23 protein-coding genes and 1 pseudogene are annotated in these 23,817 nt (G+C 62.1%); 13 read left to right on the top strand and 11 right to left on the bottom strand.

Annotation, left to right across the window (positions count from 1 at the left end):
• Positions 1–79: 79 nt before the first annotated feature.
• From AC1DWG_RS29865 to pedF, 4 genes are read right to left on the bottom strand one after another with little or no spacing between them, the layout of a single operon-like run.
• A complete protein-coding gene (locus tag AC1DWG_RS29865) occupies positions 80–1,012 on the bottom strand; it encodes a quinoprotein relay system zinc metallohydrolase 1 (RefSeq protein ID WP_477764105.1) in 933 nt (310 codons plus the stop codon).
• Positions 1,013–1,028: 16 nt separating this feature from the next.
• On the bottom strand, positions 1,029–1,790 hold the full coding sequence (locus AC1DWG_RS29860) for a quinoprotein dehydrogenase-associated SoxYZ-like carrier (protein WP_477764104.1): 762 nt from the start codon (positions 1,788–1,790) through the stop codon (positions 1,029–1,031).
• A gap of 10 nt (positions 1,791–1,800) precedes the next feature.
• Entirely contained in the window at positions 1,801–2,676 is an 876-nt protein-coding gene (locus tag AC1DWG_RS29855; RefSeq protein WP_477764103.1) for a substrate-binding periplasmic protein, read from the bottom strand.
• A gap of 3 nt (positions 2,677–2,679) precedes the next feature.
• Positions 2,680–3,141, bottom strand: a complete 462-nt coding sequence (pedF, locus tag AC1DWG_RS29850; RefSeq protein ID WP_477764102.1) for a cytochrome c-550 PedF — start codon at positions 3,139–3,141, stop codon at positions 2,680–2,682.
• A gap of 210 nt (positions 3,142–3,351) precedes the next feature.
• Here pedF and AC1DWG_RS29845 point away from each other — a divergent pair, with 210 nt between their 5' ends.
• The 6 genes from AC1DWG_RS29845 (at position 3,352) to AC1DWG_RS29820 (ending at position 8,596) form a co-directional block, all read left to right on the top strand.
• Positions 3,352–4,536 carry an ABC transporter substrate-binding protein gene (locus AC1DWG_RS29845; RefSeq protein WP_477754593.1) on the top strand — a complete coding sequence of 395 codons (1,185 nt, stop codon included), beginning with the start codon at positions 3,352–3,354 and terminating at the stop codon, positions 4,534–4,536.
• Positions 4,537–4,605: 69 nt separating this feature from the next.
• The gene (locus tag AC1DWG_RS29840) at positions 4,606–5,580 is read left to right on the top strand and encodes a YVTN family beta-propeller repeat protein (protein WP_477788741.1); all 975 of its coding nucleotides are present in this window, start codon (positions 4,606–4,608) and stop codon (positions 5,578–5,580) included.
• Positions 5,577–6,308 carry an ABC transporter ATP-binding protein gene (locus AC1DWG_RS29835; protein ID WP_477788740.1) on the top strand — a complete coding sequence of 244 codons (732 nt, stop codon included), beginning with the start codon at positions 5,577–5,579 and terminating at the stop codon, positions 6,306–6,308. Before AC1DWG_RS29840 ends, AC1DWG_RS29835 begins: the two co-directional genes overlap by 4 nt.
• Positions 6,305–7,096 (top strand): ABC transporter permease, encoded by a 792-nt coding sequence (locus tag AC1DWG_RS29830; protein ID WP_477764099.1) that lies wholly within the window; start codon positions 6,305–6,307, stop codon positions 7,094–7,096. The genes AC1DWG_RS29835 and AC1DWG_RS29830 overlap by 4 nt, the downstream gene beginning before the upstream one ends.
• 220 nt (positions 7,097–7,316) lie before the next feature.
• Positions 7,317–7,874, top strand: a complete 558-nt coding sequence (locus tag AC1DWG_RS29825) for a PQQ-dependent catabolism-associated CXXCW motif protein (RefSeq protein ID WP_477788739.1) — start codon at positions 7,317–7,319, stop codon at positions 7,872–7,874.
• A gap of 56 nt (positions 7,875–7,930) precedes the next feature.
• Positions 7,931–8,596 (top strand): response regulator transcription factor, encoded by a 666-nt coding sequence (locus tag AC1DWG_RS29820; protein ID WP_108215949.1) that lies wholly within the window; start codon positions 7,931–7,933, stop codon positions 8,594–8,596.
• Positions 8,597–8,699: 103 nt separating this feature from the next.
• On the opposite strand, the gene nahK is transcribed toward AC1DWG_RS29820, so the two are convergent.
• The 6 genes from nahK to AC1DWG_RS29790 all read right to left on the bottom strand — a co-directional run bounded on the left by nahK (position 8,700) and on the right by AC1DWG_RS29790 (position 15,552).
• Positions 8,700–11,333 carry a hybrid sensor histidine kinase/response regulator NahK/ErcS' gene (gene nahK, locus AC1DWG_RS29815; protein ID WP_477788738.1) on the bottom strand — a complete coding sequence of 878 codons (2,634 nt, stop codon included), beginning with the start codon at positions 11,331–11,333 and terminating at the stop codon, positions 8,700–8,702.
• Positions 11,263–12,420, bottom strand: a complete 1,158-nt coding sequence (gene nosP, locus AC1DWG_RS29810) for a nitric oxide-sensing protein NosP (RefSeq protein ID WP_477788737.1) — start codon at positions 12,418–12,420, stop codon at positions 11,263–11,265. The genes nahK and nosP overlap by 71 nt, the downstream gene beginning before the upstream one ends.
• Before the next feature lie 154 nt (positions 12,421–12,574).
• Positions 12,575–13,759: a porin gene (locus AC1DWG_RS29805; protein WP_477764095.1), complete on the bottom strand. Its 1,185-nt coding sequence runs from the start codon at positions 13,757–13,759 to the stop codon at positions 12,575–12,577.
• A gap of 250 nt (positions 13,760–14,009) precedes the next feature.
• A complete protein-coding gene (locus AC1DWG_RS29800; protein ID WP_477764094.1) occupies positions 14,010–14,816 on the bottom strand; it encodes a sulfite exporter TauE/SafE family protein in 807 nt (268 codons plus the stop codon).
• A 9-nt stretch (positions 14,817–14,825) separates the two neighbouring features.
• Entirely contained in the window at positions 14,826–15,020 is a 195-nt protein-coding gene (locus AC1DWG_RS29795; protein WP_477788742.1) for a hypothetical protein, read from the bottom strand.
• Positions 15,021–15,210: 190 nt separating this feature from the next.
• Positions 15,211–15,552: an ArsR/SmtB family transcription factor gene (locus tag AC1DWG_RS29790; RefSeq protein ID WP_477788736.1), complete on the bottom strand. Its 342-nt coding sequence runs from the start codon at positions 15,550–15,552 to the stop codon at positions 15,211–15,213.
• 103 nt (positions 15,553–15,655) lie between these two features.
• Here AC1DWG_RS29790 and AC1DWG_RS29785 point away from each other — a divergent pair, with 103 nt between their 5' ends.
• The gene (locus tag AC1DWG_RS29785) at positions 15,656–16,519 is read left to right on the top strand and encodes an MBL fold metallo-hydrolase (RefSeq protein WP_477788735.1); all 864 of its coding nucleotides are present in this window, start codon (positions 15,656–15,658) and stop codon (positions 16,517–16,519) included.
• A 112-nt stretch (positions 16,520–16,631) separates the two neighbouring features.
• Here the strand turns inward: AC1DWG_RS29785 and bkdR are convergent, their stop codons facing one another.
• Complete coding sequence (gene bkdR, locus AC1DWG_RS29780) at positions 16,632–17,120, bottom strand: Bkd operon transcriptional regulator BkdR (RefSeq protein ID WP_007976593.1); 489 nt, start codon at positions 17,118–17,120, stop codon at positions 16,632–16,634.
• Positions 17,121–17,305: 185 nt separating this feature from the next.
• Here bkdR and AC1DWG_RS29775 point away from each other — a divergent pair, with 185 nt between their 5' ends.
• From AC1DWG_RS29775 to AC1DWG_RS29750, 6 genes and pseudogenes are all read left to right on the top strand, one after another.
• Positions 17,306–18,541, top strand: coding sequence for a thiamine pyrophosphate-dependent enzyme (locus tag AC1DWG_RS29775; protein ID WP_477764091.1), 1,236 nt, complete (start codon positions 17,306–17,308; stop codon positions 18,539–18,541).
• Position 18,542: 1 nt separating this feature from the next.
• Complete coding sequence (locus tag AC1DWG_RS29770) at positions 18,543–19,601, top strand: alpha-ketoacid dehydrogenase subunit beta (RefSeq protein WP_477764090.1); 1,059 nt, start codon at positions 18,543–18,545, stop codon at positions 19,599–19,601.
• Entirely contained in the window at positions 19,602–20,876 is a 1,275-nt protein-coding gene (locus tag AC1DWG_RS29765) for a dihydrolipoamide acetyltransferase family protein (protein ID WP_477788734.1), read from the top strand.
• A 3-nt stretch (positions 20,877–20,879) separates the two neighbouring features.
• Positions 20,880–22,262, top strand: coding sequence for a dihydrolipoyl dehydrogenase (lpdA, locus tag AC1DWG_RS29760; protein ID WP_477755843.1), 1,383 nt, complete (start codon positions 20,880–20,882; stop codon positions 22,260–22,262).
• 241 nt (positions 22,263–22,503) lie between these two features.
• Entirely contained in the window at positions 22,504–23,523 is a 1,020-nt protein-coding gene (locus AC1DWG_RS29755) for a branched-chain amino acid aminotransferase (RefSeq protein ID WP_223455986.1), read from the top strand.
• A 123-nt stretch (positions 23,524–23,646) separates the two neighbouring features.
• A pseudogene (locus AC1DWG_RS29750) lies at positions 23,647–23,817 on the top strand (IS110 family transposase); the annotation flags it as partial.

The raw sequence follows: 23,817 nt of genomic DNA, 5'->3' as shown, positions 1-23,817 counted from the left end.
CGGCACATTCGACATCGATGTCGCCTGATACTCCGCCTTCGCGGGCAAGCCCGCTCCCACAGGGGATGTGGGTCGCCTGTTAGCGGATGGCATCCACCCGCGTCATCCGCTCGCGCTCGTAGCGCGGGTACAGATGGCTGACGCTGCGGATCAGTTCATAACGGCTCAGGTTGATCCCGGCAAAGCGTTCAGGGATGGGACTGCGGATCATCTCGGCCATGTCGCTGCCATTGGCGGCGCCGTCGCGCATCAGCTGATCGAGCCAGGTCAGGTAATCGCGCATTTGCTCGAAGGGTTGCCGATCACTGGCCACCGGCCCATGGCCCGGCACGATCAGCGTCCAGGGCAAGCCTTGCAGGGTCGCAATGTCCGCCAGCCACACTGACAGCCCTGGACTGTTGGGCGTGGTCAGGGCCCGTTGATAAAACACCAGGTCCCCGGCAAACAGCACGCCGGTTTGCTGGTCGAGAATAGCCAGATCCGCGCCCGTATGCCCACCCAGGCTCAGCAGACGCAAATCGTGATTCCCAAAACTTTTCACGCCGGGTGTCAGCGTCTGAGTCGGCAACAACACTTCGGTGCCACGCATCCAGTCGCCGACCATCCGGTACATATTTCCGGCCATGGCATCGCCTTGCCGGTGCAACAGCTCGGTGGTGCCGGCCAAGGCGCCGATCGGCACGTCGCTGAAGGCCTGATTGCCCAGCACATGATCCGGGTGGTGATGGGTCAGCAAGACCTCGATCACCGGCTTGTCGGTCGTGGCGGCAATGGCCTTGCGCATCGCTTCGCCGTACCGCCGGGACGGCCCCGTGTCGATCACCACCACACCGCGTTCAGTGACGATAAACGCGGTGTTGACGATGTTGCCGCCGTTGGCCTTGGCGAAATTATCCGTGCTGCCTTCCAGCAGCCAGGTGTCCTGGGCGATCTGCCGGGGCTTGAGCGAGTATTCAAGATCGGCCAGGGCCGGCAGACTGACGCTTAACACCATCAACAGGATCCAGCGCATGCCACGCTCCTTGGGGTCAGGGGATCGACGCATCGAACTCATTGCCGCTGTTGTCCCGTAGCAGCAGGCGCGTTTGCCCTGCCCCTTCGATGTCGAAGGCCAGGTTGGGGTTTTCACTGACCGCGGGAAACAGCTCCAGCCGGGCCAGCACTTGCTCGCTACGGTCACGCAACTCGGCATGGTTGATGAAGAATTCCGGGATGCCACTGACCATGCCGTTGTCCATGGGATGGGCCACCTGCAAACGCAAACGGCTGAACTCGCCCCGGGGATAACGCCCGCCGAGCACTTCGCCGATGTGCTCCTCCCAGCCCGGCTGGCTGCGTACCACGCTCGGCGCAGTGCAGCCGCCACCTGCCGCGTCGATCAGGGTCGAGCCGACATGCCACAGGCCGTCACGGGTCAACACCGCCGCGCGCAAGGGGGTGGCCTGTTCGATGCGAATGCGCAACGACAACCAGGGCAAAACCGAATTCAGCGGCTGGAAGTCGACGATTTTCGGCAAAGGGTTCAGCTCGGCCCAGGCGAGGATTTTCACCACCTCGCCGTTGAACGCCCGGGCGTCGATTTCCAGCGGCACCTGCCGGGCATCTTCGGCAAACGGCGGCGCCAGCAACTTGACCCGATCGTCGAAAACGAACGGCGCATTGCCAAGAAACTGCTGGTGATAGAACGTCCACATCACCGATGGCACCGGGTCTTTGCCGGGATCGATTTCGGCGGCCTGTGCCGCCAGGCTTAACCAGCAGGCCAACAGACAACTCCTTCGCCATTTCATCGCCTGCTCCTTATTGATACATCTCGGGCACGTCGTAACGCAGGCCGTAATGGCCGTAGATGGTCTTCACCGCGCCCTCGCGGATCAGGCCTTCGAGCGCCTCTTCCACGGCATAGGCCAGTTGACGGTTGCTTTCGTGCACCGCCATGCCGATCTCCCAGAGCTGCTTGCCCATGTTCGGATAGGCGTTCTCAGCCAGTGCCACTTGCGGGTCGGCCGCTTCATGCACTTGCCAGTCGATCTCGCCGCGCATGGCCATCACCGCGTCGACCTCACCGGCCTTCATCGCGGCAAACGCCTGGCGCACGCCGGGATAGTGATGGGTCTTGCCGGCGAGCATGCCGTTGAACACCGAGGTCAGGTAGAACGACGGTACGCTGTCGACTTCGACACCAATCGGGTGTTGCTCGAACACCGCGACGCTGGCGACCTTGTCCAGCCGCCGGCGGTCATAAGCCACCTGCCATTGCTCGTTCTGGTACGGACCGAACATCACCACGTGGCCGTTGACCAGTTCGCCGAACTCGTTGCGCTTCTGCGCGTAGTCACGGTCATAGGGCACGCGCATCATCAGGTCGGCCAGTTGCTGGTTGTGCAAGGCACTGGCACGCCAGATGTAATCGCGCAGGTCGTCATCGAGCTTTTCTCCCGCCGGCGCCCAGATCAGCGTCAGGCGCACGCCGAGCGCCTTGGCCAAGGCTTCGGCGAGTTCGACATCGACACCCTGGGGCTTTCCGGCGCTTTCAAAGCTGTAGGGGGCGAAGTCCTTGTAGACCGCCACCTTCAGCTCCCCGGCGGCGATCATTTCGTCGTAGTTGCGAACCTGCGCCTGCGCCGGCTGGCAGCACAGCCACAGAGCGCCGATCAACACCGCGAGCAGGCGCATGGGTCACTCCTCGACGTGCACAGTGTCCAGATAAGTGCGCACCGCCCACAGAGCTTCCTGGCTCAGGTAATCGGCCATCTTCGGCATGTACACCCGACCGTCGCGCACCGCGCCATGGCGCACCCGTTCGGCGAACCATTCATCGCCCGCCTCGCCGACATCGAGCATGCGCAAGTCAGGGGCGATACCGCCGGACTTGGCTTCCAGGCCATGACAGGCCGCGCAATTCTGGGTGTAGGCCGAGGCACCGATTTCCACTGCCTTGTCGTGTTCCGCAGCGGTGCGATACGGGTTCACCGCGGCCCAGCCATCGGCATCGAGTTGCACACCGGCGTCCTTGATCGGGGTCAGCCCCGGGGTCGCCACGGCTTGTGGGACCACGTTGCCGTGGGCCCAGACGGAACCTGCGCTGATCAAACTGGCCAATAGCCCGGTCACGAGCAAGGCGTTGCGTTTTGTTGTCATTGTTATGCCCTCTGGATTGCACGCAAAACCTCTTGGCAGAGGCTATGGCAGCCATCTTAGAAACGGTATCGCACTCACCCCATGCTGCTTTGGTGGTCGCCACCTAGTCCCTTGGTAGTAAGGCGCCGGATGGACACCACCGGTACTTTCTGCATATTTCCTCACCATCACGGGCTACCTAAGCTGGCGCTACCTGTAATGGAGTGCCCTATGCGCCAGCTTGCCCCTTACGCCCTGATCTACCTGCTGGCGATTGCCTGCGCCGCCGGCCTGGCCACCCAGAGCCAGGCGGCGGATGCACCTTTGCAGGTGCGCATCGGCTATTTGGGTTATCGCCCCGACCCAGGCCCGTTGCTGTCGAACGTCATCCCCGAGCCCACCGATGCCGGGCTGCGCGGTGCCGAACTGGCGATCACCGACAGCAACAGCACCGGGCGTTTTCTCAACCACGGCTACAGTCTGTTCAGCGCCAGTGTCGACAGCCCCGAGGCCTTGCTCGAAGCGGCAAAGGTGCAGCATGAACAAGGCCTGCGCCTGTTCGTGGTGAACGCACCTGCCACCAGCCTGCGCCAACTCAGTGCCGCACTGCCCGACAGCCTGCTGTTCAACGCCGGCAGCCCGGACGACAACTTGCGCACCTCCGATTGCCTGCCGAACGTGCTGCACACCTTGCCGAGCCGGGCGATGCTCGCCGATGCACTGGCGCAGTTTCTGGTGCTGCGCAAATGGCAGCGAGCGCTGCTGATTGTCGGCCCGACGCCGGACGATCAAGCCTATGCCGCCGCCCTGCGCCGCGCCGCCAAGCGCTTCGGCTTGCAACTGGTGGCGGAAAAAACCTGGAGCTTCGACAACGACCAGCGACGCAGCGCCCAGGCCGACATGCCGCTGTTCACCCAGACCGCCGAGTACGACGTGGTACTGGTGGCCGATGAACGCGGCGACTTTGGCGAATACGTGCCCTACCAGACCTGGTACCCGCGCCCGGTCGCCGGCACCCAGGGCCTGACCCCGGTGGGCTGGCACAAGACTGTGGAAACCTACGGTGCCGCGCAGCTGCAAAAACGCTTCGAAGCCCTGACCGGGCGCTGGATGAACGACCGCGATTTCGCCGCCTGGATGGCCGTGCGCAGTATCGCCAGCGCCGTGAGCAAACTGCGCCAGGCCGAGCCGATGGCGATCCGTACGCTGGAAATCAGCGACCAGTTGCCCCTCGACGGTTTCAAGGGCCGCAAGCTCAGCTACCGGCCGTGGAACGGCCAGTTGCGCCAGCCGATTCCCATTGTCCAGCCCCGGGCGCTGGTCAGCACCTCACCCCAGGATGGCTTTCTGCACCCGTTCAACGAGATGGACAGTCTGGGTTACGACAAGCCCGAGGTCAGCTGCCGCTTTCCCTGATCCGATCATCACAACAACAACAACAACAACAACAACAACAACAACAACAACAACAACAAGGAATCCGCCATGCGCCGCACCCTGCTCTGCCGCTCCCTACTTTCTTGGGTCATGCTGCTCGCCGCTGGCCATGCCGTTGCCAGCACTGCCTGGGTCTCCAACGAAAAGGACAACAGCCTGAGCCTGATCGACCTGCAGACCCTGCAAGTCACCGACACCCTGCCCGTCGGCCAGCGCCCCCGCGGCCTGCTGCTGTCCCATGACAGCAAGCTGCTGTACATCTGCGCCAGTGACTCGGACCGGGTCCAGGTGATGGACGTGGCCACGCGCAAGATCATCAAGGAACTGCCCTCGGGCAAAGACCCCGAGCAATTCGCCCTGCACCCGAACAATCGCTGGTTGTACGTCTCCAACGAAGACGATGCGCTGGTCACGGTGATCGACACCGAGACCTCCAAGGTACTCGGCCAGATCAACGTCGGTGTCGAACCCGAAGGCATGGCGGTGAGCCCCGACGGCAAGTGGGCGGTCAATACCAGCGAAACCACCAACATGCTGCACTGGATCGACACCAGTACCCAGACCCTGGCCGACAGCACCCTGGTGGACCAGCGCCCGCGCTTCGTCGAGTTCTCCCCGGACGGCGCCCAACTCTGGGCCTCGGCGGAAATCGGCGGCACCGTGACCATTCTCGACGTGGCCAGCCGCACCGCGCTCAAGACCCTGAACTTCCAGATCAAGGGCGTGCATCCGGACAAGGTGCAACCGGTGGGCATCAAGCTCAGCGCCGATGGAAAATACGCTTTCGTCGCCCTCGGCCCGGCCAATCACGTCGCGGTGGTCGACGCCAAAACCTTCGAGATTGTCGATTACCTGCTGGTGGGTAGACGGGTTTGGCAGATGGCGTTCACCCCGGACCAGAAGCAACTGCTGGCCACCAACGGCGTCAGCGGTGACGTGTCGGTGATCGATGTCGACAGCCTCAAGGTCAGCAAATCGGTGAAGGTCGGGCGCTACCCCTGGGGCGTGGTGGTGACGCCATGAACGCCCTTGAAGTCAGCGACCTGAGTTTCGTCTACGGTGCTCGAGAGGCATTGCGCAAAGTGAGTTTCAGCCTGGAGCCCGGGCGTTTCGCTGCGCTGCTGGGGCCCAATGGCGCCGGCAAGTCGACCCTGATTGCCCTGCTGACCCGGCTCTATGATCTGCAGCACGGCGAGATCCGCGTCGGTGGCAATTCATTGCGCAGCGCCGCACGCCCGGCACTCAGGCAATTGGGCGTGGTGTTCCAGCAAAGCACCCTGGACCTGGACCTCAGCGTCGAGCAGAACCTGCGCTATCACGCCGCATTGCATGGCCTGTCCCGGCGTCAGACCGACCTTCGGGTCGACGCCGAACTGGACCGCCAGGCCCTGACCGACCGCCGCCGCGAACGGGTGCGTGAACTCAATGGCGGCCATCGCCGCCGGGTGGAAATTGCCCGCGCCCTGTTGCACGAGCCGCGCCTGTTGCTGCTCGATGAAGCCAGTGTCGGCCTCGACCCGGCGAGTCGCCTGGCGCTCAATCAACACATCCGCAGCCTGTGTCGCGAGGAGCGCATCAGCGTGCTCTGGACCACCCACCTGCTCGACGAAGTGCAGCCTGGTGACGACTTGCTGATCCTGCATCAAGGCCGGCTGGTGGCCAGCGGACAGGCCGATGCCCTGAGCCTGGAACACGGCGGCGATCTCGGTTCGGCCTTCACCCGCCTGACGACCACGGGAGCCATGCAATGACTGCTTACTGGCAATGCTTGCGCGGTATCGTGCTGCGCGAATGGCTGCGCTTTGTGCTGCAACGCACGCGGTTTCTCAGCGCCCTGGTGCGGCCGCTGCTGTGGCTGCTGGTGTTCGCCGCCGGTTTTCGCGCAGCGCTGGGGATCGCGATCATCGAGCCCTACGACACCTACATTCCCTATGAGGTCTACATCATTCCCGGCCTGGCGTGCATGATCCTGCTGTTCAACGGCATGCAAGGGTCTCTGTCGATGGTCTACGACCGCGAGATGGGCAGCATGCGCGTGCTGCTGACCAGCCCCCTGCCCCGAACCTTTCTGCTGTGCAGCAAGCTGCTGGCCACGTCACTGATTTCGCTGTTGCAGGTGTATGCGTTCCTGGCGATTGCCTGGGTCTACGGCGTGCGGCCACCCGCCATGGGGCTGTTGCTGGCGTTGCCGACCCTGCTGCTGGTGGCGTTGCTGCTCAGCGCCCTGGGCCTGTTGCTGTCGAACGCGATCCGCCAGCTGGAGAACTTTGCCGGGGTGATGAATTTCGTGATCTTCCCGCTGTTTTTCCTGTCATCGGCGCTGTATCCGCTGTGGAAGATGCGCGACGCCAGCGAGTGGTTGTACTGGCTGTGCGCGGTGAATCCGTTTACCCATGCGGTGGAGCTGGTGCGTTTTGCCCTGTATGAGCGCTTCAATCCACTGGCGTTGGCGGTGTGCATGGGGCTGACGCTGTTGTTTGCGTTGCTCGCCGTACTGACCTTCAACCCGCAGCATGCGGCCTTGCGCAAAGCCAACTGACAACACGCCCCTGTAGGAGCCGGCTTGCCGGCGAAGGCGGTATGCCAGCCAACATTAATGCTGGAGCTGCCGGCCTCTTCGCTGGCAAGCCAGCTCCTACAAGGGTTCTCCACAATCACAGGGAAATTACTACTTTAGTACTGGTTTCCCTGTCTATCGTCGCATTCCCAATGCCCCCCGACTGGCATGTAATAGGTTCATAACTATAAGGACTGAACCCATGCCACGTGCCCGACGTTGCCTGTTGCGCCCTGTTCTCGCCGCCCTGTCGCTGGGCCTGCTGCTGAGTACTGCGCAGGCCGACACAGCGCTGTTCTCCACCGACGGCTTTCGCATCGGCCTGTACCGCAGCCCGACGCCCGACCAGCTGCAAGGCGCAACCATCGTCGACACCCGCGCCCTGCAAACGCTGCTCGGCCAAACCCCGCGCCCGGTGCTGATCGACGTCTACCGCCGTCAGTGGCTGCAAGGGCAATTCATCGAAGACCAGCCCCATGAAAACCTGCCCGGCAGCCACTGGCTGGCCAATACCGGGGACGGTGACCTGACGCCGCAATGGCAGGACTATTTCGCCGCCAACCTGAAAAAGCTGACCGCCGGCGACCCGACGCAACCGCTGGTCTTCTATTGCCGCTCCGACTGCTGGTTGAGCTGGAATGCGGTCAAGCGCGCAGCCACCATGGGCTATAAGACGCTGTATTGGTATCGCGATGGCCTGGACGCCTGGCAAGCGGCCAACCTGCCGGTTTCGCCCGCCCGGCCCGAACCCTTTCCCTGAGCTTTACGCGTGCGTGTTGTTGCCACACCATAATCAAAATAATGAGGTGAAAGGCCATGTACAAAATTCTGATTGCCGACGATCACCCGCTGTTTCGCGAAGCCATTCACAACGTCATCAGCGACGGTTTTGCCGGCAGCGAGGTGATGGAAACCGCTGACCTGGACAGCGCCCTGGCCCTGACCCAGGAACACGACGATCTGGACCTGATCCTGCTCGACCTGAACATGCCCGGCATGCACGGGCTCAATGGCCTGATCAACTTGCGTAACGAGGCGCCGACCATTCCGGTGGTGATTGTCTCCGCCGAGCAGGACAAACAGATCGTGCTGCAAGCCATCACCTACGGCGCGGTGGGCTTCATCACCAAATCTTCGCCACGCACCCAGATGACCGATGCCATCCAGCAGATTCTCAACGGCAATGTCTACCTGCCCCCGGACATCATCCGCACCGCCAAAAGCAGCACCCACCGGCGCATGAACGACACCCCGAGCTTCCCGCCCGAACTGCTCCAGGCCCTGACCCGCAAGCAATTGCAGGTACTGGAACGCATGACCAAGGGCGAATCGAACAAGCAGATCGCCTACACCCTGGAAATCGCCGAGACCACGGTCAAGGCCCACGTCTCGGCGATCCTGCGCAAGCTCAACGTGCACAACCGGGTGCAGGCAATCCTGAGTGCCGGGGATATTGATTTCGGGTCTTATCTGCGGCGTTGACGACCGAGTCGCCCCTTTCGCTGGCAAGCCAGCTCCTACAGATCACCGCAATCCTGTAGGAGCTGGCTTGCCAGCGAAGGGGCCGTCCCATGCACCGAAGATTTCAAGGTCTGGTGAGTAGATGACTCATCGCCGTCTTCAGTTTCAACGGCCGCACCGGCTTGTGCATCAGGGTGTGGCCCAGTTCGCGGATCTGCTGTTTGAGTTCATTGCTGTAGTTGGCCGTGATCATCATGGCCGGGATCGGTGACGCGCGCCGGGCATTGATTCGGGCGACGGCGTCGACACCGTTGCGATCGTTATCCAGGTGATAGTCGGCGATCAGCAGGTCGGCCTCGGCGTGATAGTTGTCCACTTGCCGTGCCAGGTCCTCCTCCGATAGTGCCGTCACCACCCGACACCCCCACCCCTCCAGCAAGGTGCGCATGCCGGCACAGATGGTCGCGTCATTGTCCAGCACCCAAATCCGCGCACCCCGCAGGCGCTCCAGCATCGGCTCGCTCATCTGCAACGCCGGCTGCGGCTTGGGCGCGGTGGCGCTCAAGGGTACTTCGACCGAGAACATCGAGCCCCGGCCCGGCCACGAACGCACATGAATGCGATGCCCGAGGATGCCGGCAATCTTCTCGACAATCGCCAGGCCCAGGCCCAGGCCGCGATCCTGATCGGGTCGTTGCACATCACCGCGCTTGAACTCCTGGAAAATCTCCTCCAGGCGATGCTCGGCAATGCCCATGCCGCTGTCCCAGACTTCGATCGTCAGGCACTGATGATGCCGCCGGCAACCGAGCACCACGCGACCACTGTAGGTATAGCGAATCGCATTGCTCAGCAGATTGCGCAGAATCCGCGCCAGCAACTGGATGTCGCTGCGCACCAGCGCCGAACAGCCGATGAAGTGCAGTTGCAGGCCTTCACTGCGCGCCACCTGGGTGTATTCGGCGGCCAGGTTCTCCAGCAGCTCACTGAGGGCGAATGGCGCAATGTCGGCCTTGATCACCCCCGCATCGAGCTTGGAAATATCCACCAGGGTGCCGAGCAGGTTCTCCACGTCTTCCAGGGAATTGCTCACGTTGCGCACCAGAACCTCGCTGGACATCGGCTCGCGCCGCTCCAGCAAGGCACTGGTAAACAGGCGCGCGGCATTCAACGGTTGCAGCAGGTCGTGGCTGACGGCGGCGAGGAACTTGGTTTTCGACAGGTTGGCCTGCTCGGCTTCCTGCTTGGCCTCGCGCAAGCGTGACTCGACCAGGCGCCGCTCATCGATCTCGCGCAGCAGCTGGTCGTTGAGGGTGGTCAATTCCGCCGTGCGCTCGCGTACCCGCAGCTCCAGGTTCTGATAAGCCTGATGCAGCGCCTCGGCGGTGCGGCGGCGTTCGGTGATGTCGCGGATCAGCACGAAAATCCCCACCACCTCGCCACTGGCCAGACGGTTGGGCACATAGGAGCGCAGCATGTAGCGCTCCTGGTTGTTGACGTTGGTTTCGGCGAACTCGAAGGTCACGCTCTCGCCCGCCAGTGCCCTGGCCACGTAGGACTCCAGTCGCTGGTAATGCTGTTCGCTGTGCACTTCGCGCAGGCTCTGGCCGAGCATCACGCCGCGGGGCCAGCAGTACCACTCTTCGTAGACCTTGTTGGTGAACTCGTAGACCAGGTCGGCATTGAGGTAGGCAATCAATGCCGGTACGTGATCGGTGATCAGGCGAATCCAGTGTTCGCTTTCACTTAGCGCCTCGGCGTGCTGGTAGCGTTCGGTAATGTCGGTGAAGGTATTGACGAAACCGCCGGTGGGCAGCGGATGGGTGCGGATTTCCAGGACCCGGCCATCGTACAGGCGCTGCTCGCATTCGCGGACCGGTCGTCCGTTGCCATCGCGACTGGCCGGGGTCAGCAGGTTCAACTCGCTGTCGGCGATCACTTCGGCAAAGGGGCGATGGGCCGCCACCGGCGCCAGCCCGCTCAATTCCAGGAAACGCCGGTTCCACAACTCCAGGATGCCCTCGGCGCTGACCATCGCCACCCCTTGGGACAGGTTGTCGACCGCCCGCTGCAACAGGTGCGACTTCTGCGCCACCGCCTGCTCACGGCGCATGGTTTCGCTGAGTTTGACGTCGGTAATGTCGGTGAACAGAATCACCCGCCCCCCTTCCTGGGTCGGCCGCTCGCTGACTTGCAGCCAGCGCCCGTTCTGCAGGCGGTAAAGCAGGTTTTCGTCGGCATGCCCGCGCGGCTCTTCGGTGAACAGGCCGTTGTTCATCATCAACCGCTTGACCTCGGTCAGGCGCATGCCGGCGTTGATCCGCACCCGGCTGTTGCTCCAGAACGCCTTGAAGCGACTGTTGAACAGCACGATGCGCTGCTCGGCGTCGAACAGCACGAAGGCGTCTGAAATACTTTCGATGGCGTCGATCAGGTGTTGATGCGCCGTTTCCGCGCGCAAGCGGGCTTCGCTGAGCAAATGATTACCGGCCTTGAGTTCGGCCATGGCCTGGTTCAGGGCATCGGTGCGTTCGCGCACTTGCTCGGCCAGCACCACCGAATGCTGGAATGCCGCGTACGGATCGTTGCCGCGGGTCACCCCGGACTCGACCCGTTCGATCAGCGCGCCATTGATGCGCTGCAGTTTGTGGTTTTCCAGACGCAGCCCGGCCAGTTCGGCCTGCAGCTCAGCGATGTCCTGGGGCACGGCCACGGGCAATGGCAACGCCGGTGAAGGTCTGGTTGATGTGCATGCCATTGAACTGTTCTCCGTAGGTGTTGAACCCCATCACCCGTTGCTCACGCAAAAACGTGCCGATCTGATCAAGACTGCCGTCGTCTTCGAGTTCCAGACGCCGCAGGAAACAGTCGCAACCGATGGTCAGCAGCAAATCGCCCAGGCGCTCCTGCAACCCTTCGAACAGGCTCTGCAGGTTCGGCAGCATCGACCCCGGGGTCATGGCGGTGAGGACGATGCCGTTTTCCACGGCGCAGTAGAAACTCAGGCTCAGGTCCGGATGCACCTGCTGGATGGCCCGCACGTAGTACTGCTGGTTGATCCGCACCGCCAGCGGGTGCGCGGCGAAGACCCGGTGATCGAGTTGCGCCACCGGCACGCCGATGTGCCGGGCGTACTCGGCGGCAGCCGGCTCGGCATTGAGTTCGAAGACCCGCCGTGAGGCGCTGTCGGCTCCGGTGACCACCAGCTTCTCGGCGCGGGGCAGCACGTGGTGGGTGGTGAACACTTCGAAATCCAGCCAGGTATTGACCAGCACCACCACGGCCGCACCGCTGTGGAACTCGCCATCGAAGTACACATGGGTATGGGTCAGGTAGTTGTCGTCGCCGGCCGAGCCGCCGAAATGCGGAATGTCGCCCAATGCCGCGCTCAAGGCCGCCAGGACCATTTCTTCGCGGCTGGACAGGCCATCGAGCAGGGTCAGGGCAAAGCTGTTGCCCTTGATCGGCGCCAGGGTGTTGCTGCGACAGCCACTGACCAGGCGCTCGACCATTTGCTGGGCGTCGATCAGGCTGAAGTGCTCCATCTGGTCGATCAGCTCGATCGCGATGGAAAAGTGCCGATGATCAAAGCCCACCGCCGTCACGCAATTGCGCCCGTAGCCCAGCGGGGTGATTTCCCCGGCGCTGGTGCAGCCCGCCAGGCGAATGCCGCCGAAGCTTTGCTGCAAGGCCTGGCCCAGCGCCTGCAAGTCGTACTCGGCGGAACAGAAGAACAGCACGAACCCCAGGTGCGGATGCAACAACTGTCTGGCCAGTTCCTGCGCGACCTGCCGGGCATCGGTGGCCTGGGACATCGCACTGACGACGCCTTCGCTCTGCTGCATCCTTACCTCCCGCAGGTGCGTGTGTATGAGGCACGAGTGTACGAAGTCTGTGGTGTGCGACGAATGCTACTTGGGTAGCGGGTAGCCGCTTCGATGGGATGAGACGGGTGGCGACCCTCGCCGCGATGCGCACGGCCAGGGCCACCTCCCGGGGTTACCAGGTCAGCACCGCACCCACGGCAAAGGTGTCGGTGTTTTCGTTCTGCTCGCTGGTGTCGTGGCCGTTGATTTCGAACTGGTTGTACTCGGCCACCAGCTTGAGGTTATCGTTCACGTCATGGAACAACGCGATGCCGCGGGTCTCGTAGTCTGCGCCGCTGCCGACCACGCCGTTGCCATCGTCATTGGTCTTGCCGTAGGACAAGGCCAGGCGGTTCTTGCCCAGTTTGTAGGAGCCCTGCAGCAGGTAGCCGTCGCTGTCGACGTTGCGCAGGGTCGGCTCGCCGGCATTGTTGGTGAAAAACGGGTTGATGCCCTTGGCCTGGAAACCCGACCCGGTGAGGGACAAGCCGCCCATCTTCGCCTGCACGCCATAACCGACACCCTTGGAGGTGACGGTCTCGACCGTGGAATCGGTGTTGTCCGAAGTCTGGTAGCTGCCGTTGACCCAGCTGTAGATCTTTGCCCCGGCCAGGTCGAACTGATAGGTGACTTCGCTCTCGGTACGCGGGTTTTCCTGATAGGCCTTGCCCGTCGGGCTGCTGTCGTTGGTGTCCACCGGGTCCATGATGCCGACCGCCACACGCAGACCGTCCATCACCGGGGTGCGATAGGTGATCTGCGAGGTCGGGAACGGATACGGGTAACCGGTGCCAATGTTGCCGAACGACACCCCGCCGCCATCCACCAGCCCCAACGTATCGCTGACCTGACCGTAACCGGCGAGCATTTCGTCGAGCAGGATGTTGGAACGGGCGAACAGCCCGAAGTCTTTGCCGATCAGCACTTCGCCCCACTCCGGGTTGGCCACGGTGCCGAAGAACTGCCGCACATCGATGGCGGTGTCGGTGCCGTTGGTTTGGCTGTCGTTGATGGTGACCCAGAACGAGGCGCGGGCACCGAGCTTGAGATCGTCTACCTGCTTGCCCATGTTGAACCCCAGGTAGTTGGGCAGGAACCCCATTTTGACCCGCGACTGCCGACGGTCGAACTGCTCGCCGGCGCGGTCGACATCGCTGTTCACGTAGAAGGCGTTGATGTAGCCGTCGGTGGAGAACGTGGTCTGGTCCTTGTCGTACAGCATGATATCCGCCTCGGCCAGCGGGCTCAGGCCAAGGGCAGACAGGCTGGCGATAAAGGCAGGCAGAAAACGATGCGTGACGTTCTTATTGTTGTGCATGGCGCGCTCCGAAACGGGGGACTGAGTGTCGGAGGCGATTATCGAAACCTGACCGGCGGCGCCATACGCTGCCTTGGGGGTGGTTTTCAGGTGCTTTGGATTGGCCGGTGGTGCGCGACAACTAAGGCGTACGACCGCTTGTCGGCAGGGCAAGCCACTAAAGTTGTAAAGAACCGCTTTTCGTAGGAGCCGGCTTGCCGGCGAAGGCGCACTTGAAGCCCCCTTCGCCGGCAAGCCGGGCTTCTATAGGTCAAGCGCTCGTTTTTATCAGCATGTACGCGGCGACCACGAAACAGATGCTGGCGAACCCGACCTGCAACGCCCGCGCCGGTACCTGGGCGCAGAGCTTGCGGCCAACGATCATGCCGGCAATGCTGGCGCCGATGAAGGTGGCGCCGACGCTGTCGATGCGCACGCCGGCCTGGAAGGCGCCGATCACGCCGATGGCGGAAATCAGGCTGATCACCATCAGCGAGGTGGCAATGATCCCGCGCATCTGCACATCGGTCAGTTGCTTGAAGGCCGGGACGATCAGAAAGCCGCCACCCACCCCCAGCAACCCCGACACCACTCCCGTCACCGCCCCCAGTGCGGCGAGGGTCGCAGTGCATTTGGCGGTCCAGGAAAAACGCCCGGTCTGTTGATCGAGCATGCAGTTCTTCTGGCCCCAGTTGGCCTGACCGTGATCGCTGGGGCCCTCTTCCTTGCGCTCGCGGCGCAACATCCGCCCGGCCACCACGACCATCAGCAGGCTGAACAGGATCATCAGGATTTTTTCCGGCAACTGATGGGCAAAGTAGATGCCCACCGGCGAAAACACCGCACCCAGCGCGGCGATCAGCAGCGCCGCGCGATACCGCACCAGGCCATGGCGCAAACCGTCGATGGCGCCGACCGCTGCCGCACTGCCCACCGCGAACAACGCCACCGGAGCGGCCTGGGTCATGCTCCAGCCCAACCCCAACACCAGGGCCGGGACCGCAAGGATACCGCCACCGGCGCCAGTCAAGCCGAGCACCAACCCCATCACTACGCCAAACAGACTTGCCAGCAACATAGGGAGTTCTCAGTCGACCCTGGACACATGTGTCAGCCACTCGCGGCCCTTGAGCATACCGTTCCAGTAGAACCACGGCAGCAGTGTCGCCTTCAGCTTGAGCAGGCTGGCGACAAAGCCGATGCCCGCCGTGCCGCCGCCGCCGCCGCCGCCGATGAGCACGATATCTGCACTGATGGATGGGCCCCAGTGTTGATCGTTCATTGCTTGTTCCTTTTGCTGCACGCAAGTTTTCTTCCAGCCGCAATACAAAATTACTGTAGGAGCGAGCTTGCTCCGGGCGGCGTTCCGACGATGGTCGCTAACGATTACGCGTGTTATCTGTATAAACGCGGTGCCATTACGTCCATCGCGAGCAGGCTCGCTCCCACAGGTTCTGAGTGTTGGCTTGCATTCAGGGTTGAACCCAGTTTTTGAGCAACGCCCCGCAATACAGCCCGGAGAGGGTTTTCATCACCTGGATCACTTCGTGACTGGCAAGACCATAAAAAATGTACTTGCCTTCACGACGGGTCGCGACCAATCCCTCATCGCGCAGGATGCCCAACTGCTGGGACAGAGTCGGTTGGCGCACGCCGGTCATTTTCTCCAGCTCGCCTACGTTGCGCTCACCCTGGGTGAGCTGGCACAGGATCAACAGGCGATCTTCATTGGCCAGGGCCTTGAGCAGCGCACACGCCTTGGAGGCCGAGGCGCGCAGTTGGGCGACTTCACATTCGGTCAGACTGGATTGCATTTGCAGGATGCCTTCAATGTCACTTAAGCTGCGAACATTATGTTTTTACATAAAGTGTTGCAACCCATGACTGACTTTTCTACCCCTGCACAGGTTCGTGTCCATGCCCGCGTTGATTGAAGCATTCCTCGACCCCGCCTCCTCGACCTACAGCTACGTGGTCTACGAGGCGGATGGCGGGCAGTGTGCGATTGTCGACCCTGTGCTCGACTACGACGGTGCGGCCGGGCGTACCGCGACCACCCAGGCCGACAAAATCGTCGCCTTCGTCCGAGCCCGCAAACTGCAAGTGCAATGGCTGCTGGAAACCCACGCCCACGCCGATCACCTGTCCGCTGCGCCGTATCTGCGCGGGGAGTTGGGCGGCAAGATCGCCATTGGCGAGTCGATCAGCAAGGTGCAGGACGTGTTCAAGGCGCTGTTCAATCTGGAGCCCGCCTTTCGCGTCGACGGCTCCCAATTCGATCACCTGTTCGCCCCCGACGAATCGTTCATGATTGGCAATCTCAAGGCGACCGCCCTGCACGTGCCCGGTCATACCCCGGCGGACATGGCCTACCTGATCGGCAACGAGGTGATCCTGGTCGGCGACACGCTGTTCATGCCGGACGTGGGCACCGCGCGCTGCGACTTTCCCGGCGGCAATGCCAACCAGATGTACGCCTCGATCCACAAGCTGCTGGCCTTCCCCGCCAGCGTGCGCCTGTACATCTGCCACGATTATCCGCCCGAGGGCCGCTCCTCCCAATGCATGACTACCGTGGGTGAACAGCGCAAAAGCAATATTCACGTACGCGATGGCATCGACGAAAACGCCTTCGTGGAAATGCGCACCCGGCGCGATGCGGGATTGGGGATGCCGACACTGTTGCTGCCGGCGATCCAGGTGAATGTGCGGGCGGGGAATTTGCCGCCGGCCGAAGACAACGGCGTGACCTACCTGAAAATCCCCCTGAACAAACTCTAACCCTGTAGGAGCTGCCGAAGGCTGCGATCTTTTGATMTTCAGCGATCCAACTGTCGCCAGAATCAAAAGATCGCAGCCTTCGGCAGCTCCTACAAAGCGCGATCCTTGATTTTCAGTTACCCAACGTCAGCCCATTCGCCGGCAACGGCAGCGCGGTCTTATAGCGCACCTGCTTGAGCGCAAAGCTCGAGCGGATGTTCGCCACCCCCGGCACCTTGGTCAGAAAGTCCATCATGAAGCGCTCCAGCGACTGGATGGTCGGCACCAGCACCCGGATCAGATAGTCCGGGTCGCCGGCCATCAGGTAGCACTCCATCACCTCGGGGCGATCGGAAATCGCCTCTTCGAAATGCTGCAGCGCCTCCTCCACCTGCTTCTCCAGGCTGACGTGAATGAACACGTTCACGTGCAGCCCCAGCAGGTCGGCATCCAGCAGCGTCACTTGCTCGCGAATCACCCCCAGTTCTTCCATGGCCTTGACCCGGTTGAAACATGGCGTCGGCGACAGGTTCACCGAACGCGCGAGGTCGGCGTTGGTGATGCGTGCGTTCTCCTGAAGGCTGTTGAGAATGCCGATATCGGTACGGTCCAGTTTGCGCATGAGATAAAACCACCTGTTTTTTATGTTTATGCAGGTTTTTTATCTTCAAATGATCTTTAACGCAACGAAACAGAGAGAAATATTCTTCTTGGCCGGGCCTATGATTGTTGTAGGACAAGATTTCTTCTACCGAACGAAATCTGTCAGCTCACTACAAGAAATTCACAAGATCGAGCGTAGAAGCCATGACCCAAGCGTATGAACCGCTGCGTCTGCACGTCCCCGAACCCTCGGGCCGTCCAGGATGCAAAACCGACTTCTCCTACCTGCATCTGACCGATGCCGGCACGGTGCGCAAACCCCCAATCGACGTTGAACCGGCTGACACGGCGGATCTGGCCCGTGGCCTGATCCGCGTGCTCGACGACCAGGGCAATGCCCTCGGTCCATGGGCTGAAAACGTGCCGGTAGAGATCCTGCGCAAGGGCATGCGCGCCATGCTCAAGACGCGGATCTACGACAACCGCATGGTGGTTGCCCAGCGTCAGAAAAAAATGTCGTTCTACATGCAGAGCCTTGGCGAAGAAGCCATCGGCAGCGCCCAGGCCCTGGCCCTGAACATCGACGACATGTGCTTCCCGACCTACCGCCAGCAAAGCATCCTGATGGCCCGCGACGTACCGCTGGTCGACCTGATCTGCCAACTGTTGTCCAACGAGCGCGATCCGCTCAAGGGACGTCAGTTGCCAATCATGTACTCGGTCAAGGAGTCCGGTTTCTTCACCATCTCCGGCAACCTCGCCACCCAGTTCGTGCAAGCCGTGGGCTGGGGCATGGCCTCGGCGATCAAGGGCGACACCAAAATCGCTTCGGCGTGGATCGGCGACGGCGCCACCGCCGAGTCGGACTTCCACACTGCCCTGACGTTCGCCCACGTGTACCGCGCGCCGGTGATCCTCAACGTGGTCAACAACCAGTGGGCGATCTCCACCTTCCAGGCGATTGCCGGTGGTGAAGCCACCACCTTCGCCGGTCGTGGCGTCGGTTGCGGCATTGCCTCCCTGCGGGTCGATGGCAACGATTTCTACGCGGTCTACGCCGCCTCTGCCTGGGCCGCCGAACGCGCCCGCCGCGGCCTCGGTCCTACCATGATCGAATGGGTCACCTACCGCGCCGGTCCGCACTCGACCTCCGATGATCCGTCCAAATACCGTCCCGCCGATGACTGGAGCCACTTCCCGTTGGGTGATCCGATTGCGCGCCTCAAGCAGCACCTGATCAAGACCGGTCACTGGTCCGAAGAGGAACACACCGCGGTCAGCGCCGAACTGGAAGCCCAAGTGATCGCCGCGCAGAAAGAAGCCGAGCAGTACGGCACCCTCGCCGGCGGCCAGATTCCGAGCGCCGCGACCATGTTCGAAGACGTCTACAAAGAGATGCCGGAGCACTTGAAGCGCCAGCGTCAAGAGTTGGGGATCTGACATGAACGATCACAACAACAATATCGAGCTGGAAACCGCCATGACCACGACCACCATGACCATGATCCAGGCCCTGCGCTCGGCCATGGATGTGATGCTTGAACGTGACGACAACGTCGTGGTCTTCGGCCAGGACGTGGGCTACTTCGGCGGCGTGTTCCGCTGCACCGAAGGCCTGCAAGCCAAGTACGGCACCTCCCGGGTGTTCGACGCGCCGATCTCTGAAAGCGGTATCGTCGGCACCGCCGTGGGCATGGGCGCCTACGGCCTGCGCCCGGTGGTGGAGATCCAGTTCGCCGACTACGTGTACCCGGCCTACGATCAGATCATTTCCGAAGCCGCGCGCCTGCGTTATCGCTCGGCTGGCGAATTCACCGCGCCGATGACCCTGCGCATGCCCTGTGGCGGCGGCATCTACGGCGGCCAGACCCACAGCCAGAGCATCGAGGCACTCTTCACTCAGGTATGCGGTCTGCGCACCGTCATGCCGTCCAACCCCTACGACGCCAAAGGCCTGCTGATTGCCTCCATCGAAAACGATGACCCGGTGATCTTCCTGGAGCCGAAACGACTGTACAACGGTCCTTTCGACGGCCACCACGACCGCCCGGTAACCCCGTGGTCGAAACACCCCGCCGCACAGGTTCCGGACGGTTACTACACCGTACCGCTGGACGTTGCCGCTATCGCCCGTCCGGGCAAGGACGTCACCGTACTGACCTACGGCACCACCGTCTACGTGTCGCAAGTGGCCGCTGAAGAAAGCGGCGTGGATGCCGAAGTCATCGACCTGCGCAGCCTGTGGCCGCTGGACCTCGAAACCATCACCAAATCGGTGAAGAAAACCGGGCGCTGCGTGATCGTTCACGAAGCCACCCGCACTTGCGGCTTCGGCGCCGAACTGACGGCGCTGGTGCAAGAGCACTGCTTCCACCACCTGGAAGCGCCGATCGAACGCGTCACCGGTTGGGACACTCCCTACCCGCACGCGCAAGAGTGGGCGTATTTCCCAGGCCCGTCCCGAGTGGGCGCGGCGTTGAAACGGGTCATGGAGGTCTGAATGGGCACGCACGTTATTAAAATGCCGGACATTGGTGAAGGCATTGCAGAAGTTGAATTGTCGGTATGGCACGTCAAGGTCGGTGACATGGTCGTCGAAGATCAGGTACTGGCCGATGTCATGACCGATAAGGCGATGGTCGATATCCCGTCGCCGGTGCATGGCAAGGTGATTGCCCTCGGTGGCCAGCCGGGCGAAGTCATGGCGGTCGGCAGTGTGCTGATCAGCATTGAAGTCGAAGGCGCGGGCAACGTTAAGGAGTCGGTGCAACCGGCTCCCGTTAAAGAAGCCCCGGTGGCCGCAGCTAAAGTAGAAGCCGTGGTTGAAAGCAAACCGGTCGCTGCCCCAGCGCCGAAAGCTGCCGTTTGCCAGGGCCCGATGGTCGCTCGCGAAGCCGATGAGCGTCCGCTGGCCTCCCCGGCCGTGCGCAAGCATGCGCTGGACCTGGGCATTCAGCTGCGCCTGGTGCGTGGCACCGGCCCGGCCGGTCGCGTACTGCACGAAGATCTCGACGCCTACCTGGCTCAGGGTCAATCGACCGCCTCGGCACCGGTGGCGGCTGCTTACGCCCAACGTACCGATGAACAGCAGATCCCGGTGATCGGCATGCGCCGCAAGATCGCCCAGCGCATGCAGGACGCCACCCAGCGTGCCGCCCACTTCAGTTATGTCGAAGAAATCGACGTCACGGCTGTGGAAGAGTTGCGCGCGCACCTCAACGAAAAACACGGCGTGACCCGCGGCAAGCTGACCTTGCTGCCGTTCCTGGTCCGCGCCATGGTCGTCGCCCTGCGTGACTTCCCGCAGATCAATGCCCGCTACGACGACGAAGCCCAGGTCATCACCCGCCTCGGCGCGGTGCATGTGGGCGTCGCGACCCAGAGCGACGTTGGCCTGATGGTGCCGGTGGTGCGTCACGCCGAAGCCCGCAGCCTGTGGGACAGCGCAGCGGAAATCGCTCGCCTGGCCAACGCCGCACGCAACGGCAAGGCCAGCCGCGACGAGTTGTCCGGTTCGACCATCACCCTGACCAGCCTTGGCGCCTTGGGCGGCATCGTCAGCACGCCGGTGCTGAACCTGCCGGAAGTGGCGATTGTCGGCGTGAACAAGATCGTCGAACGGCCAATGGTGATCAAAGGCCAGATCGTGATCCGCAAGATGATGAACCTCTCCAGCTCCTTCGATCACCGCGTGGTCGACGGCATGGACGCGGCGCTCTTCATCCAGGCCATTCGCGGCTTGCTCGAACAACCCGCCACTCTGTTTGTGGAGTAACGAATGCAGACTTTGAACACCACGCTGCTGATCATCGGCGGCGGCCCCGGCGGTTACGTAACAGCGATCCGTGCCGGCCAGCTGGGCATTCCGACCATTCTGGTGGAAGGCCAATCCCTGGGCGGCACCTGCCTGAACATCGGCTGCATTCCGTCCAAGGCACTGATTCATGTTGCCGAGCAGTTCCACCAGACCCGGCACCACAACCAGCACTCGGCGCTGGGCATCAGCGTCTCGGCGCCGACCCTGGACATCACCAAGAGCGTCGAGTGGAAGGACGGCATCGTCGATCGCCTGACCACTGGCGTTGCGGCGCTGCTGAAAAAGAACAAGGTCCAGGTTGTTCAAGGCTGGGCCAAGGTCATCGACGGCAAGACCGTTGAAGTCGGCGACACGCGTATCCAGTGCGAGCACCTGGTGCTGGCCACCGGTTCGAAAAGCGTGAACCTGCCGATGCTGCCGATTGGCGGGCCGATCATCTCGTCCACCGAAGCCCTGGCGCCAACCTCCGTGCCCAAGCGCTTGATCGTGGTCGGCGGCGGTTACATCGGTCTGGAGCTGGGCATTGCCTATCGCAAGCTCGGCGCCGAAGTCAGCGTGGTGGAAGCGCAGGAGCGCATCCTGCCGGCCTACGACGCCGAATTGACTCAACCGGTGCACGACGAACTGAAAAAACTCGGCGTAAAGCTTTACTTGAAACATAGCGTTCAAGGTTTTGATTCTTCTAACAATACCTTGCAAGTACTGGAACCAGGCGGCGAGACCCTGAACCTGGAAACCGATCAGGTGCTGGTGGCCGTCGGTCGCAAGCCGAACACCCAGGGCTGGAACCTCGAAGCGCTGAACCTGGACATGAACGGTTCGTCGATCAAGATCGACCACCGCTGCCAGACCAGCATGCGCAACGTGTATGCCATCGGTGACCTGAGCGGCGAACCGATGCTCGCGCACCGGGCCATGGCCCAGGGCGAGATGGTCGCCGAGCTGATCAGCGGCAAGACCCGCGAGTTCAACCCGACCGCCATCGCCGCCGTGTGCTTCACCGACCCGGAACTGGTGGTAGTCGGCAAGACCCCGGACGAAGCCAAGGCCGCGGGCCTGGACTGCATCGTGTCGAACTTCCCGTTCGCCGCCAATGGCCGGGCGATGACCCTGGAGTCGAAAAGCGGCTTCGTGCGCGTGGTTGCCCGTCGCGACAATCATGTGATTGTCGGCTGGCAGGCGGTGGGCGTCGGCGTATCGGAGTTGTCCACGGCGTTTGCCCAGAGCCTGGAGATGGGCGCGCGGCTGGAAGACATCGGCGGCACCATCCATGCGCATCCGACGCTGGGTGAGGCGGTGCAGGAAGCGGCGTTGCGGGCGTTGGGGCATGCGTTGCACCTGTAAAGATCAAAAGATCGCAGCCTGCGGCAGCTCCTACAGGTGGCCGCCGATCCCGTAGGAGCTGCCGCAGGCTGCGATCTTTTCGACGATAGACCGGGAAGTCTAATAAGCAGGCTAATAAATCTGCTTCTCCCCCTATCGTCCGGGCTGCGATTTAGCCCAAGAATGAAGTATTGTTGTCCCCATCCAAAAAACGTCAGAAGCCTTGAACCGTTTCGGCGGTTGTTAAGAGATAGAGGGTGTCATGGGTAACGAAAGCATTAATTGGGACAAGCTGGGTTTTGACTACATCAAGACCGACAAGCGCTATCTGTCGTACTTTCGCAATGGCGAGTGGGACAAAGGCACCCTGACCGAAGATAACGTGCTGCACATCAGCGAAGGCTCCACTGCCCTTCACTATGGCCAGCAATGCTTCGAAGGCATGAAGGCCTACCGTTGCAAGGATGGTTCGATCAACCTGTTCCGCCCGGACCAGAACGCCCTGCGCATGCAGCGCAGCTGCGCCCGCCTGCTGATGCCGCAGGTGGACACCGAGCAATTCATCGAAGCCTGTAAAGCAGTGGTCCGCGCCAACGAGCGTTTCATTCCGCCGTACGGCACCGGCGGCGCGCTGTACCTGCGCCCGTTCGTGATCGGTGTGGGTGACAACATCGGCGTGCGTACCGCCCCCGAGTTCATCTTCTCGATCTTCTGCATCCCGGTCGGCGCCTACTTCAAGGGCGGCCTGACCCCGCACAACTTCCTGATCTCCAGCTACGACCGTGCCGCGCCACAAGGCACCGGTGCCGCCAAGGTCGGTGGCAACTACGCCGCCAGCCTGATGCCGGGTTCCCAGGCCAAGAAAGCGCATTTCGCCGACTGCATCTACCTGGATCCGCTGACCCATACCAAGATCGAGGAAGTCGGTTCGGCCAACTTCTTCGGGATCACCCACGACAACAAGTTCGTGACCCCGAACTCGCCATCGGTACTGCCGGGCATCACCCGTCTGTCGCTGATCGAACTGGCCCGGTCCCGCCTGGGTCTGGATGTGGTCGAAGGCGACGTGTTCATCGACAAACTGTCGGACTTCAAGGAAGCCGGCGCTTGCGGCACCGCTGCAGTGATCACGCCAATTGGCGGCATCAACTACAACGACCACCTGCACGTGTTCCACAGCGAAACTGAAGTCGGCCCGATCACCCAGAAGCTCTACAAAGAGCTGACCGGCGTGCAAACCGGCGACATCGAAGCGCCAGCGGGCTGGATCGTCAAGGTTTGATCTGACGCCAGACGCACAAAAGCCCCCCATCGGGTGACCGGTGGGGGGCTAATGAGATGGTCACCCCCACACCCTGCGAGGGCTACGCTTTCGCAGGGTGTTTTGTTTTCGGAGGCCATCATCATGATCCAGTCAGCACTGATCGGTATCGATCTCGGCAAACATAATTTCCACCTTCACGGCCAGGATAAATCAGGCCGCGAGGTGTTTCGCAAGAAGCTCTCTCGGGCGCAGATGATGCAGCTTTTCGGCAACGTGCCGAGTTGTATCGTGGTGATGGAAGCCTGTGCGGGG

Source organism: Pseudomonas sp. P4_B3 (genome assembly GCF_056402295.1).
This window is presented reverse-complemented; position numbering and strand designations above follow the sequence as displayed.